The 14228-nt window shown below is 33.6% G+C and carries 14 protein-coding genes; 13 read left to right on the top strand and 1 reads right to left on the bottom strand.

The annotated features are described in order from the left end of the window. The first annotated feature begins 46 nt into the window (after nucleotides 1-46). The 3 genes from hpf to FNL60_RS08010 all read left to right on the top strand — a co-directional run bounded on the left by hpf (nucleotide 47) and on the right by FNL60_RS08010 (nucleotide 3533). The gene (gene hpf / locus FNL60_RS08020; protein ID WP_002263024.1) at nucleotides 47-595 is read left to right on the top strand and encodes a ribosome hibernation-promoting factor, HPF/YfiA family; all 549 of its coding nucleotides are present in this window, start codon (nucleotides 47-49) and stop codon (nucleotides 593-595) included. Nucleotides 596-718: 123 nt separating this feature from the next. Then, on the top strand, nucleotides 719-1813 hold the full coding sequence (locus tag FNL60_RS08015; protein WP_002266342.1) for a hypothetical protein: 1095 nt from the start codon (nucleotides 719-721) through the stop codon (nucleotides 1811-1813). 19 nt (nucleotides 1814-1832) lie between these two features. Further along, on the top strand, nucleotides 1833-3533 hold the full coding sequence (locus tag FNL60_RS08010; RefSeq protein ID WP_002263022.1) for a zinc ribbon domain-containing protein: 1701 nt from the start codon (nucleotides 1833-1835) through the stop codon (nucleotides 3531-3533). Nucleotides 3534-3612: 79 nt separating this feature from the next. Here FNL60_RS08010 and FNL60_RS08005 read toward each other — a convergent pair whose 3' ends face one another. Beyond that, on the bottom strand, nucleotides 3613-4248 hold the full coding sequence (locus tag FNL60_RS08005) for a hypothetical protein (RefSeq protein ID WP_002263021.1): 636 nt from the start codon (nucleotides 4246-4248) through the stop codon (nucleotides 3613-3615). 268 nt (nucleotides 4249-4516) lie between these two features. On the opposite strand from FNL60_RS08005, the gene FNL60_RS08000 reads away from it, so the two are divergent. The 10 genes from FNL60_RS08000 to FNL60_RS07955 all read left to right on the top strand — a co-directional run bounded on the left by FNL60_RS08000 (nucleotide 4517) and on the right by FNL60_RS07955 (nucleotide 14210). Then, nucleotides 4517-5374, top strand: a complete 858-nt coding sequence (locus tag FNL60_RS08000) for a DNA adenine methylase (RefSeq protein WP_002267038.1) — start codon at nucleotides 4517-4519, stop codon at nucleotides 5372-5374. After that, nucleotides 5364-6173 (top strand): DNA-methyltransferase, encoded by an 810-nt coding sequence (locus FNL60_RS07995; protein ID WP_018110168.1) that lies wholly within the window; start codon nucleotides 5364-5366, stop codon nucleotides 6171-6173. Before FNL60_RS08000 ends, FNL60_RS07995 begins: the two co-directional genes overlap by 11 nt. Beyond that, nucleotides 6157-7095: a DpnII family type II restriction endonuclease gene (locus FNL60_RS07990; protein WP_002264409.1), complete on the top strand. Its 939-nt coding sequence runs from the start codon at nucleotides 6157-6159 to the stop codon at nucleotides 7093-7095. Before FNL60_RS07995 ends, FNL60_RS07990 begins: the two co-directional genes overlap by 17 nt. Nucleotides 7096-7180: 85 nt before the next feature. Further along, nucleotides 7181-7363, top strand: coding sequence for a hypothetical protein (locus FNL60_RS07985; protein ID WP_002263017.1), 183 nt, complete (start codon nucleotides 7181-7183; stop codon nucleotides 7361-7363). A 255-nt stretch (nucleotides 7364-7618) separates the two neighbouring features. Beyond that, nucleotides 7619-8365, top strand: a complete 747-nt coding sequence (sppR, locus tag FNL60_RS07980; RefSeq protein WP_002279929.1) for a sugar-phosphate phosphatase transcriptional regulator SppR — start codon at nucleotides 7619-7621, stop codon at nucleotides 8363-8365. An 11-nt stretch (nucleotides 8366-8376) separates the two neighbouring features. Beyond that, complete coding sequence (gene sppA / locus FNL60_RS07975; protein ID WP_002270135.1) at nucleotides 8377-9201, top strand: fructose-phosphate phosphohydrolase SppA; 825 nt, start codon at nucleotides 8377-8379, stop codon at nucleotides 9199-9201. Nucleotides 9202-9269: 68 nt separating this feature from the next. Further along, nucleotides 9270-10334 (top strand): MmcQ/YjbR family DNA-binding protein, encoded by a 1065-nt coding sequence (locus tag FNL60_RS07970; RefSeq protein WP_002279930.1) that lies wholly within the window; start codon nucleotides 9270-9272, stop codon nucleotides 10332-10334. Nucleotides 10335-10516: 182 nt separating this feature from the next. Next, complete coding sequence (locus FNL60_RS07965; RefSeq protein WP_002267957.1) at nucleotides 10517-12598, top strand: BglG family transcription antiterminator; 2082 nt, start codon at nucleotides 10517-10519, stop codon at nucleotides 12596-12598. Beyond that, the gene (locus tag FNL60_RS07960) at nucleotides 12598-12906 is read left to right on the top strand and encodes a PTS sugar transporter subunit IIB (RefSeq protein ID WP_002267034.1); all 309 of its coding nucleotides are present in this window, start codon (nucleotides 12598-12600) and stop codon (nucleotides 12904-12906) included. Before FNL60_RS07965 ends, FNL60_RS07960 begins: the two co-directional genes overlap by 1 nt. Before the next feature lie 14 nt (nucleotides 12907-12920). Further along, nucleotides 12921-14210: a PTS sugar transporter subunit IIC gene (locus tag FNL60_RS07955; RefSeq protein ID WP_002267033.1), complete on the top strand. Its 1290-nt coding sequence runs from the start codon at nucleotides 12921-12923 to the stop codon at nucleotides 14208-14210. Nucleotides 14211-14228 lie beyond the last annotated feature (18 nt).

Here is a 14228-nt window from a genome sequence, read left to right as displayed (position 1 = left end):
TAATAATAATGAAGAAAGCGCTTAAGCGCGAGAAAAGAGGTAACTTATGATTAAATATAGTATTCGTGGTGAAAACATCGAGGTAACAGATGCAATCCGTAACTATGTTGAGTCTAAACTCAAGAAGATTGAAAAGTATTTCAATGCTGAACAAGAGTTGGATGCACGTATCAATCTGAAAGTATATCGTGAGAAAACAGCTAAAGTTGAAGTCACTATTCCTCTTGCTCCCGTTACTCTTCGTGCAGAGGATGTTTCACAAGATATGTATGGTTCTATTGATTTAGTTGTTGATAAGATTGAACGTCAGATTCGTAAAAATAAAACTAAAATTGCTAAGAAGCATCGTGAAAAGAAACCAGCGGCACATGTCTTTACAGCTGAATTTGAAGCAGAAGAGATGGAAGAGGCTCCAGCTATAAAGGTTGTCAGAACCAAAAACATTACTTTAAAACCTATGGATATCGAAGAGGCTCGTTTACAAATGGATCTCTTAGGTCACGATTTCTTCATCTACACAGATGCTAATGATAATACAACAAATGTTCTCTATCGTCGTGAAGATGGTAATTTGGGTCTTATTGAAGCAAAATAATAGAATTAATACTAATAAGTCAATTCATTAAGTGGGTTGGCTTTTTTTATAGCCTTGTCAGAGTAAGTTTCCCATGCTATAATTATTTTGTAATATTTTTAATATTCAGAGAAGGAGATTGAAATGAATAAAGAGGATTGGTTGGATTATTTTGAAGCCATTAATGGTCGTGAGCCGTCTGCTAAAGAGATTGCAGAGGCTTTAGCCACAGGAGAATTTCAAGATGACGCTACTACAGACGTAGCTTTTGAAGAAAGCAGTAGTAACGACACGGTTGCTGAAGTTGTAGAAGAAAAAGAAGCTTCATCAATTGAGACTGATCCGATAGCTTATCCTAAAGAACAAATGCCCCTTGCTCATTCAAATAACACTGCTAACTCTAAGCAGCAGGTAGAACAGTTAAAAGAAAAGGGGAAAAATTATTTAAGTTGGTTTTTAGAAGGTTTGAAGCATCCTGTTGCCGAGTCTTCAAATAGTCAATTTATTTATGGTTTAATCACACTCTTTCTTGCTGCTGTTCTTTTAGCAGCTGGTCTGGTCAATTATATCAATAGAATCTTTACTTCTATTATTAATATGACAGTCAGTGGTGAGAGTCTGAAGCTCAAAGAACCAGAGACTTTTTCTATGATTGAAGATGCCATTCGTACCAATTTTGGTTTTAGTAAAGTCATTGTTGTGACTCTCATTATTTTCCTTGCTTATGCCATTTTGGCTGTTTTGCCAGCATTCATTAACAAATTTGCTTCAAAATCTCAAGAGAATGTGACGGAATTGTTAGGAAAATATGTTGCTTATACACCATTGTTAGCAGTCGTTAATTTTCTAATTTTAGTTGTCAGTTTTTTCACATCAGATAAATTAGTGGTTTCAAGTAAATATGCCTATCAAATTGCATCTTCATTTGAAACAGTTGCTTCTAGTCCTTCTGAAGGTTTGTCTTCTGTTTCTCGTTTAATCAAAGAAGTTCCAGCCATTCATTCTATTCAAACAGTATGTGTTTATTTAACGATTTTAAGTATTATTAGTTTAGCTGTTTTATTGGTAGCTTTCTTAAAAAATATCAAGGTTTCTATTGGAACTTTAAATAATTTCTATGTTACGTTGATATCATTTCTTGTTTTTATCTTAATTATTTTCTTTATGGATAAATCGCTGCTATCAAATCTTTTACATGGATTAGATAGCCTCAAAGACTCTCTAGCAAAATTATTTTAGAACTGATTAGGATGAAATTATGGCAAGTAAAGAAAAATGGACAGAATTATTTGAAAAAGTTATTGGACGCAAACCAACTCCGCAAGAATTTCTTGAAGGAAAGAAGGGTTTCTTTGATTTAAAAGAAATTAAAAAAATTGCAGGAGTTGATAAAGCAGATGATTTGCAAGAAACATCTTCAGATATTAAGCAAGCAATTTTAGGTAATTCTATTACAGCAGTAAAGCCAGATAATGAGTCTTCAAAAGAGGAGACAAAATCTACAGATAAGCCAGTTTCTACTGAAGTGGATAAATCACCTAAGCAATTATGGGTAGAAGCTTTTGAAAAAACTATTGGACGTCAGCCAACCCCTGAAGAATTTATAAGTGGTAGAAATCAAGATTTTGATTTAGCTAAAATAAGTCAATTGGTTGAAAAAGAGTCAGTTAGTAAAACATCAAATTTAGCTAAAGCACCTTTCACAAAAGGTAAAAAAATCCTAATCACACTTGGTCTGGTTTGCTTGTTAGCACTTGTTGTCGGTTATATTTATGGAAATCAGTATTTTTCTCGTGAAGCAGTTGCACAGAGATATTTGAAAGTTGCTAATAGTAATTTTGATAAAGCTTTAGAATTTGAAGTGTGGAGCGATACGGAAAAGCCAATCAAAAAATCGGAATTAACCTATAGAAATTCTAAAGAAACCAGAACAGTCACAATGGATAAGCTTACCTCTGATGCTAGTCAGATGAAAAAAGTAGGCAATAAGTTTCTCATTTTCCCTGATTGGCGTGTAGCTATCAAACCAGCCTCAGCAAAAATTTCAATTAATACAAAGGGACTTGAATTATTTATTAATGATAAAAGGGTCACAAAAGCGGACAGTGATTCTTTTAGTCAAACAATATCTCGCTTATATCCTGGAACCTATAACTTTGTTGCTAAAGGAAATATATCTGGACAAAAGGTTGAAGTTTCATCAGAAGAAAAGCTTACCAACCATTCAACGATTAACTTAAATGTTAAATATCTTAGTTTCAAAGTAAATAGTAATCTAACAGACGGCGATTTATATGTAGGCAGTCGCAAAATTGGAACGTTAAAAGATGGCAAATATAATGTGACTAAGCTTGCTGTTACAGATACCTCAAAAATTTACGTTCAAAAATCATTTTCTGGCAAAGCAACATTAAAATCTGAGGTACAATCGATAGAAGACGTTTATGATGGGGATACCATTAGTTTGGATGCTAAGGGAGTTCTTGACCGTGATACCGCAGATTCATTGATTACACAAGCCTATTACAAATTGGATTCCTATGCTTCTTCTCATACAACACCTGATGATTTAGATGACATTTTTACGAGCGGTAATCATAACAATTTCTATTTAGATGTAAAAAATACTATAGATACTAATACGACCAATGCTAAAAATCGCAGTGCGGATTCAATTAACTTTAGTGATGTAGATGTTACTAAGGTAACACAGACAAGTCCGACAACTTATGCTGTCGAATTTACAGTTGTTTATGATTTCTATTATTCTTATAGTTCTGAGCACAAATCTTCAGGAAGCATTACTCAAAAACTCTCTTGGTCTGCACTTGTTGAATATGTTGGTGACAATAAGAAAAATAGTAGTGATAGTTATTCCTATAACTCTTATGAAGACTATCGCATAACTTCTGACAATGGTAAATCAAGTGTTCTTAGTACAAAAAATACAGTTGACTAAAAAATACTTTAATGGATTTTTCAATGAATCCATTAAAGTATTTTATTTTTCTCTTACCAGTAAATTGTTATTTTTTCCTTTACTGCTTGTTTAATGATACTGGATAGGGATTGGGATGTGAATAATCAATTTCACCATCTACAGAACCTGTAAACATGATAGGTGTTAATTGCCCCCCTTTTAGGATGAAACCAGGCTGCATCTTTCCAAGCCCTCCTATACCTGTAACACCCGGTAAAAGAGCAGCTGAACTACCAGAGACAAACTCCCAAATATAGGTATCTGCCCCGACTTTTCTAACACCACTAACAGTGGCGGTAACGTCATTTATATCAGAAGCAGGATCAAAATTAGCTTGAGCACGCAATTGACCATTTGAAGAAATGGTAAAAGTTATTTCAGATGCTTGTGGACTCGAACCTTTGTAGGTGCCGACTAATTCTTGCGGAATGGGGAGGATCACATTAGGGTTACTTTGTTCTGCTTGTGATTGACTTTGAGTCTGTGCTTGGCTTGTTTGTTCAGTAGCTTTTCGACTACTTGTCATAACAGAAGAAGTGCTTGTTTGTGATTTTTTAGAACTTGCTTTACTTATCTTTAACTTTTCTTGCTGACTGTTTTCTCTTACTGAATGGTGATTAAACAAGAATAAAAATAAGGCGAGCATCAAAGAGATAAGAGCTGTTAGAGCTATTTTGATTTTTTTAGGTGTCATAGTAATAGAAGTCTCCTTTTCTTTTTCTGTAACAATAATATTACGAATATTACGTATTGTCAAGATAAAATGAAATGATTATGTAACATAAAGGTAATGTTTTGTTCCCTAAAATGAATGATTCTATACCATGATATTTGAATTAACAAAAAAAGTTAGTAGTATTGAGAGAGATGCATTGAAATTTATAAAATCAATAGTAATTACAGTAAATCTAAAAAATGTAATATGATATAATAGTCACAGAATTTATTATAAAGGAAATAGAATGTCAGAACAGATAAAATTAGCAAATACTACTTTGCAACCTTTTACTAAATGGACTGGAGGAAAAAGGCAATTACTTCCAATCTTACGCAGTTATATGCCAGAGAAGTATAATTGCTATTTCGAACCTTTTATTGGTGGTGGAGCTCTATTCTTTGATTTGGTTCCAGAAAAAGCTGTTATTAATGATTTTAATGAAGAGTTGATGAATACCTATAGACAAATTAAAAATAATCCTACTGCATTGATTGATCTGTTAACAGAGCATAAAGAAAAAAATAGTAAGGAATATTATTTAAAAGTTAGAGCTGCAGACCGTAATGAAACGATTACAAGAATGTCTGATGTAGAAAGGGCTGCTCGCTTGATGTATATGCTTCGAGTTGACTTTAATGGTTTATATCGTGTTAATTCAAAAAATCAATTTAATGTTCCTTATGGGAAATATAAGAATCCTAAAATTATTGATCGTGAATTAATCTATCAAATAAGTGACTATTTAAATGAAAATGATATTCAGATATTGAATACTAATTTTGAAGAAGCGGTTTCTAATGCTAAAAAAGGGGACTTTGTTTATTTTGATCCTCCCTATATTCCGTTAAATGAAACAAGTTCGTTTACATCTTATACACATGAAGGTTTTACTTATGAAGAACAACTAAGATTAAGAAATGTATTTGAACAGCTGAATAGAAAAGGTATTTATGTGATGCTTTCAAATTCGTCTAGTCCCTTAGCACTTGATTTGTATCAAGATTATAATATTCATTTTGTAGATGCAGTAAGAACAAATGGCGCAAAAACAGAAAGTCGAAAAAAAATCAAAGAAATTATAGTAACTAATTATGATGAATAACGAATATAAGTATGGGGGTATTTTTATGACAAAGCCATACTATTACAAAAATAAAACTATTTTAGTTCATGCTGATACATTTCAATTTTTAGAAAAGATGAAATCTGAAAGTATAGATATGATATTTGCAGATCCGCCATATTTTCTTAGTAATGGAGGTTTTTCTAATTCGGGTGGTCAAGTGGTTTCAGTTGATAAAGGTGATTGGGACAAAGCTGCTTCTCTTGAGGAAAAACATGAATTTAATCGTCGTTGGATAAGACTAGCTAAAAAGGTTTTGAAGTCAAATGGAACTATCTGGATATCAGGAAGTTTGCATAATATTTATTCTGTTGGTATGGCTTTGGAACAAGAAGGATTTAAAATTTTAAATAATATTACCTGGCAGAAAACTAATCCAGTACCAAATCTATCTTGTCGTTATTTCACACATTCAACAGAAACTATTCTGTGGGCACGTAAAAATGATAAAAAATCAAAACATTATTATAATTATGATTTGATGAAAAAAATCAATGATGGTAAGCAGATGAAGGATGTCTGGACGGGAAGTCTAACTAAAAAGTCCGAAAAATGGACTGGGAAACACCCAACTCAAAAGCCAGAATATTTATTAGAACGAATCATCTTGGCCAGCACTAAGAAAGGAGATTATATATTAGATCCTTTTGTCGGGAGTGGTACAACTGGAGTGGTGGCTAAAAAGCTTGGTAGACGATTTATCGGCATTGATTCAGAACGAGAATATTTAAGAATTGCACGTACAAGATTGGAGAGAGTAGATGGTCAATACTGTTGATGACAACTTGAAATATAGTGTGTTTGATTACCTTAATTTATCCTCAGAGGCAAAATTAGAGTTTTTCATGGAGACGCGTTCATCATTGAGTTTTCTTGCTTCTTACTGGTTTGATTTTGATAATGTTAAAGCTAATATTTCAAACTATGATGAGCCAGATTTGTATACTTTGGATTATTTAATTGGAAAATCAGATCAAGAGATTGACAATTTTTTTAAAAAACGCCCCAACTTATTATTGTTAGTCCCTAAACTTTTAGGGATTAGGGATAGTAAATTTGAAAAACCGATTCGAAATAGAATTTTAAAAGTTCAAGATGTCTCAGGTGTTTATACCTTAAATTTTAAAGATATTGATTTGAGTAAACTAGATCTCTATCTTCAATTCATTCATGACAGTGGTTTAGATTGGGTTTTCAAAATTGGATTAAGAAAGTCAGTTCATGATTATGCTGTTGGAGTGGAGGCTGGTATGGACTCTAATGGTCGAAAAAATAGAAGTGGAGATATGGGGGAACTCTATTTGGAAACGGCTTTAAAAAAGATTGCTAAAGAAAAGGCCTGGTTAGCTCATGGGCAGTCAACCCGTAGCAGTATCAAAAATTGGTATGGAATTGATTTGGATAAAAGTTTTGAAAATCGTCGTTTTGACGGGTCATTATTTAATCCTGTAAGGAAGAAATTATATTTATTTGAGGTAAATAATTTCAATTCTAGTGGCTCTAAATCCAAGGCTTCAGCAACCGAATTTAAAGATTTACATGATAGATTCAGTAGAACCAATCATGAGTTCATTTACATTACAGATGGTAAAGGTTGGGATAGTGATAAATCACATTTAATGGAAGCCATGAAATACATTGGTAAAGTTTTTAATTATAAAATGATTGAATCGGATTATTTAAATGATTATCTTGAATAAACTAATTGATATCTTTTGATAGTAGGTTAAAATTTTGATCATTTCATTGGTAAGAATTTAGAATATAATGTAAGGAGAGAAACTAATGACAAACGTAATAATTAATGCTACTGATTACAATGGAAGTGAACCGACTCGACCTTGTCCTCACTGTAAGGAAGAAAAGCCATTAAGTGATTTTGGGTATAGAAATATGGGAGAAGGTAATATTAGAAATCAATCGTGGTGTAAAACTTGTAGGAGTAATCATAAGTCATCAAATTCATAAGCAATTATTCCTCTTTTGCTAATGTTATCTAAATCAAAAAACCAACATCTGAACGTTGGTTTTTTTAGTATATTAAGCAAAGAAATAACTTGGCAGTTCTATTTGTTAAGGAAATTTTTGATTATAGGGTTTATAAAAGGTATTGAAATATAAGGTTTTACAAGTATTCTTAAGTGTTTTTATATATAAATACTTAAGAATACTTGTAATTACTTAAAAATCATGTTATTATTAATTTATGAAAAGAGGAAAGTTATGTATCAAGAACAAAGATTGCAAAAAATTTTAGAATTGCTTGATAGGCAAGGACAACTATCTTCGAAAGAGGCTATTGATCTGTTAGCTGTTTCGCGCGATACGATTCGTCGTGATTTTGCTCTTTTGACGGAGAGAAAGCAGGTTTTGCGGACACATGGAGGTATTTTACCTTTGCAGAAATCGCAAACGATTCTTTCTTTTGAAGAGCGTCTTAATAATTTGATGAAAGAGAAAAATGAGATTGCTCAGAAAGCTTACCAATTGATTGTTGAAGGTCAGTTATATTTTTTTGATGTTTCGACATCTGTTCTCAAGCTGGCTCAGCTTATTGATAGAGACATTACGGTTTATTCACATTCTTTGGATAATGCTTTGGTCTTGGCTCAGCATGAAACCGTTGACTTTCATTTGCTAGGCGGTCAGTTTCATCATAAAAATCGTTTCTATTATGCTTTAAATGAAGCGGAATTGTTGAAAGATATTCATTTTGATGTGGCTATTATTGGTGCTGCCGGTCTTAAAGGGGGGCAAGTTTCTTTTGAAGATGAGGCTGATACGTATTTAAAGAAGCTAGTATTAAAGAATGCCAAAGTTAAAGTGCTGCTAGCAGAAGCGGATAAGTTTGCTAAGCACTCCAATTACGTTTTGGCATCTATCAATGACTTTGATTACTTTATTACGGACAAAAAACCGAGTAAAAAGATACGGGCAAATTTATCTGATAAGGTCGAAATTATTTTTTAAAGGGGTTTGTTATGGCAAAGACAATTAAACTGATTTTAAGTGACATTGATGGTACGATTTTAGATAATAACCATCAGGTAGACGCCCATTTGCGTGATACGATTACTGAGTTAAAAAAAGAATCTATTCCATTCGTTTTAGCCTCGGCTAGATCGCCCCATGGAATGTTTCCTATTGCACAAGAGCTTAACTTAGGAGCTAATCCCATTGCTTGTTACAATGGGGCTCTGATTGTTGAGGGAAATAAAGAACATTATCAAACCTTAATTGAACACGGTCTCAGTAAAGCTGATGTTAAAAAAATAGTGGCTTTGATCAAGAAGCAGTTTCCGCATATTTCTATTAATTTTTATTCTGGCGGTGACTGGATTGTTGAAGAGATAGATCAATGGGTGCAGATTGAGGCTGATATTACCAAAGAGAGTCCTGATATTAGGAATTTTGATACCCTGCTTACAGATGACTCTATTCCTATTCACAAACTTCTCTTAATTGCCAATGCACAGGCTATTCAAGAATTCTTTACTTACCTTAAACGAGTGAATTTTGAAGATGCTTCTTTTTACCTTTCGAAAGACAATTATTTAGAAGTCACTTCCCAGTCCGTATCAAAGGAAAATGCCTTACTTGAAATTGCAAAATATTATGATATTTCCCTATCCCAAACGATGGCTATCGGGGATAATTACAATGACATTCCCATGCTTAAACTAGCAGGTTTGGGGGTGGCTATGGCCAATGCACCGCAGGCTGTTAAGAATGAAGCAGATATTGAAACGGTATCGAACAATGACAACGGTGTTTCCAAGGTGATTGAAGATTATGTTTTAATTTAAAACAGAGATCAAGTGGTTTTTGCTGCTTGATTTTTTGTTATAATAGGGGCTATAAGAAAGGAATTGCCATGTCTTTTGAATCTGACTTTTTTAAGAAAAAACGCGTTCGTTTTGAGACCTTATCTGCCTTTGGTTTTGTTAAAATAGGGCAGGACTATCTCTATAAAGAAATTTTTATGGCAGGTGATTTTGAAGCTCAAGTTAAGATTTCTGAGTCTGGACAGGTGTCAGGTCGAGTACTGGATAGGGATACAGATGATGATTATCTTGCACTGCGTGTCGAAAGACAGGTAGGAACTTTTGTTGGTCAGGTTCGACAAGCTTATACAGAAATTTTAAGTCGAATTGCAGATGCTTGTTTTGAAGCTCTGCCTTTTATTAAAAATCAAACCAACCGTTTGGCCCAATATATTGCAAAGAAATATGGTGATGCTTGTGACCATCCTTTTGCCAAGTATCCAGCTTTTTCTTCCTATCGTCATCCGGATAATCACAAATGGTATGCACTGATTATGGCTATTGCGCGTGGTAAGTTGGACTTAGGAAAGGAAGAGTGGGAGAAAGAAGAATTGGATCAGCAGGTAGAAATCATCAATCTCAAGGTGAATCCTGCTGATATGTCTCGTTTACTTACTATTTCTGGTATTTATCCTTCTTATCATATGAACAAGAAATCTTGGATTTCTCTTGTTTTAGATGAGCAGGTTTCTGATAATTTTCTTTTTCCTTTGGTGGACAATAGCAGAGCTTTGACTGCCGGAAAGGCCCTAGGGAATCCTGATGGGCCTGATTACTGGATTATTCCAGCTAATCTTAAATATTATGACATTGATGCCGAATTTGCAAGCTACCAAATAGTTGAATGGCCTCAAAAGGCCAGTATTAAAGCAGGTGATTATCTTTTTATTTACATTACGGCACCAACGCGTGCCTTGCGCTATGCTTGTCGGGTAGTAGAAGCAGGTATAGAAGGATGGCATTCAGATAAAAAAAAGATGAGACTAGAATTGTTGAAAAAATATGATGATGGCAATTTTCCCATCGAGTGTCTCAAAAAATATGGTGTTACCAATATTCGCGGTCCACGTCGCATGACTAAAGAACTCATTAATCAAGTCAAGAAAAGTTTGTAAAAAAGCCTAATAAGAATCGAATTTCAAGATGAAATAATCGAAATCTGGTTCTATAAGGGCTTTTTTAGTTATCAAAAGATGAAAGTAGCTTACTTTTTTGCCATTAAAAGTGGCAAAAATATCTACTACCATTTACTTATCATTCATCTTATACTAATAAGTAAGAAAGGAGTAAGAAATTGATGAAAGAACGTTCTGTCAGTATTTTAAATCGCATTTTAGTGTCAACTTTACCTGTTCAAACAGATAGCTTACAAAAAGAATTTAATGTAAGTTCTAGAACTATAAGAAATGATATTTTAACCATCAATGATTTTTTAACATCAATTCACTTACCAATTATCCAAAGTATTCGTTCACAAGGCTTCTTCCTAACCTTAACTGATGAAGAAGGAAGAAAACTAAAAAGTGAGCTATCAAGCGAGGATAAGTCAGATTATCTTGAAAGAGAGGAGCGTATTTTAGACTTAATACTTGATGCTGCCTTAGGTAAACAGAAGATTTTCTTATATCAAAAAGAAAAGTTTTATAAGGTTTCAAAATCTACGATGGATGAAGATATGAGACAAATTAGACAGCGCTTATCTTTTTACCATATTGATATTGTCAGTCATCCCAAAAAAGGTTTGATCCTAGAAGGAAGTGAAATTTCCATTCGTATCATGCTCTATAGCCTGCTCAGTCCCGAAATCAGTAAGATGGGCATAAATTTTAATTTCCGTAAAAATCGTATCATTAATCATTATATTTCCGCTGACATGATTGGAAAGGTAAATAAGATTTTTGATCAAACTATCTTTTCCATAACTGATGATATTCACAGGACACATTTTATTTTATTGACCTGTGTTTGGCTCTTGAGAGTTAAACAAAAAAGTAGACTGCAAGAAGAAGAATTGCCTAAAGAAGAGTTCCATTATTCTAAGTCTATTGAGGGCTATTTGAAGGCAATTTGTCAAATGTTTACAATAGAGCCTTCAATAGTGGAATGCCAATACATCCATGCTATTTTGCAATCATTCAATACAAAGAATGATGATAGTCCTATTAATTGGGTTCAATTGCAAATTTTAACTATTCAACTGATTGATTTTGTTGAACAAGAAACAGAGATACCTTTTAATATGAAAGATAATATCTTACAACAAGGTTTATATCAGCATATGGTCAGTATGGTCGCCAGAGTCAAAAATAATATTCAGCTAACCAATCCTTTAACAGAAAGAATAAAACAAAGCTATGGCAGTATCTATCAAGCCGTTGCTAAGTTTTCCTTCCATTTAGAAAAATTATTAAAGAGGAAAATTATTGATGATGAAATCGCATTTTTGACAATTTATTTTTCAACAACTCTAAGTGAAATTAATCAGGAAAATAAATATTGGTATCGCGCTGTTGTTGTTTGTAATCATGGAACAGCTACTGGAAAACTGTTAGCGGAGAATTTGAAAGAATTCTTTAATATTGAAGTGTTTGCAATTTTAAATTCTCGAGAAATAGATATTATTGATAAATTAGATGTTGACTTGGTCTTTTCGACAGTTGATATCGATTATAAAGGCAAGCCGGTATTGATTCTGGATTCTATTATCCAAGAGGATACCAAATTACGCATTGGTCATTTTTTACATCTTAACCATAAAGCAAGAAGAGTTACGCAGCAACATGAGGATTACACAAAAGTGTTTTTAGATATTCTCAATTTAATGGAAGAGATTGATGGTAAAGTTGATAAAAAATTGTATGGTGCTGTAGAGGAGATTTTTTTAAAGAATTATTTAACCATTAATAAAAGGGAGATTCAGCCAATGATTCAAGATATTTTAAGTGATGAACACATATTAATTACGGATAAAGAATACACTTGGCGCGATGCTATTAAATTTGTTGCGGCTCCTCTCTATGAGGATGGCATTGTGACCAAGCATTATAGTGAGGCAATGATTAAAAGCGTTGAGCAATATGGTCCTTATATTATTATTGGCCCTCACTTAGCTTTAGCCCATGCTAGACCTGAGGATGGTGCTAATCAGTTAGGATTGAGTCTAGCTATTTTTGAAAAGCCTGTTCAATTTGGAGAAGAAGAAAATGAGCAAGTTCAAGTCATATTTTGCTTAACAGCAGTTGATTCTTTTTCACATCTTAATATTATGAAAAGTTTAGTTAATCTTATTCGAGCGAACGATAAGATTGAACAACTATGCACTGCTAAAGATGTCCAATCAGTTAAAACTATTTTATTCCATTCAAAGGAGGATTCATAATGGGAAAGACATTATATATTTTATTCGTTTGTGGTGCAGGATTAGGTAGTAGCTTTGCTGCGCAAATGGCTGCTGAAGACGTCTTGGCCAAGTATCATATTAATGCAAAATTGGATCATGTAGATATTTCTACAGCCGCATCGGTACAACCAGAGGTTATTATTACAGCACAAAATTTTCAAAAACAATTTGCGAATTTTGATATTGACACATCACAAACCGCTATTATTTATTTACAAAATATTGTTTCCAGTCAAGAAATTGAAGAAAAACTGATTCCCGTTTTACAGGATAGAAACCTTATCTAAAGGAGGATAAAATAATGAGTGTTATCAATTTTATGATTAATAACATCCTGACTCAGGCAGCTATTACTATTGCTTTGATTGCTATGTTGGGATTGATTTTGCAAAAGAAATCAACTGGCCAAGTTATTTCAGGAACGCTTAAGACCTTACTAGGATTCCAAGTTTTAAGTGCAGGTTCGAGTGTTATCGTCACAAGTTTAACCTATTTTGGAAAAATATTTAAAATTGGTTTTCATACCCAAGGTATTGTTCCTTCTATTGAAGCTATCAATGGTCAGGCCATGAATGATTTGGGATTGGGGAGTGATATTGCCTTAACTTTCTTAGCCATTTTTGTATTTAATATCATCTTTGCAAGACTTACCAAGTGGAAATATATTTTTTTGACAGGACAGGCTATACTTTGGATGGCAACAATGACAACTGTCTTTGGCTACTTTGCAGGTTTACGTGGGATTTTCTTAATTCTTATTGGCGGTATTGTCGGTGGTGCTTTTGCCATTGCCATGCCAGCAATTGCGCAGCCTATTATTCGAAAAGTAACGGGTTCAAATGATATTGCTTTAGGACATTTTTGTACCATTGGTTATTTGTTTGAAGCTGGTATTGCTAAACTTTTTGGAGAAAAAGGAGATAAGAAAAAATCCATTGAAGATATTGAACTTCCTAAAGCATTTGATTTCCTTCAAGATACTTATTTGTCTGTAATGGTTGTCATGGTACCTTTATTTATCCTTACAGCCGTTTTTGCAGGATCTAAAGCAGTTGATACAGGGACACAAAATTATATTATGTACGCTTTCATGCAAGCCATTCAATTTGTAGTGGGTGTTTATATCTTGCTAGCTGGTGTTCGTTTGCTTTTGGCTGAAATTGTACCAGCCTTCCGTGGTATTGCAATGAAGATTGTTCCAGATGCAGTGCCAGCTCTAGATTGTCCAGTGTTTTTCCCTTATTCTCCTAATGCTGTTATCCTTGGCTTTATTACGACAACTATTGGTACTATTGTTGCGATGCTCTTGTTACCAATGTTTGGTTTGGCTATGATTTTACCAGGTATGTTAACCAATTTCTTTGCCGGAGGAACTGCTGGTATTTTTGGGAATGCTGTTGGAGGAAGGCGAGGTGCCATTATTGGTGGTATTGCTCACGGCTTCTTTATCACACTGCTTCCAGCCTTATTGGTAACCGCCTTTAATCAATTAGGTTTTGTTAATGCAACTGCAACTGATGTTGATACAGTAGTTGTGGCTTTACTCTATGCTTGGCTGCTTAGTCCGATATTTAAAGCAGTAGGTATTTAATAATTAAGGAGATAATAG

Origin of the sequence: Streptococcus mutans, assembly GCF_006739205.1 — a bacterium.
In the GTDB taxonomy this organism is placed as follows: domain Bacteria; phylum Bacillota; class Bacilli; order Lactobacillales; family Streptococcaceae; genus Streptococcus; species Streptococcus mutans.
Note: the sequence above shows the minus strand (reverse complement) of the source record. Positions and strands in the feature narration are given on the sequence as shown.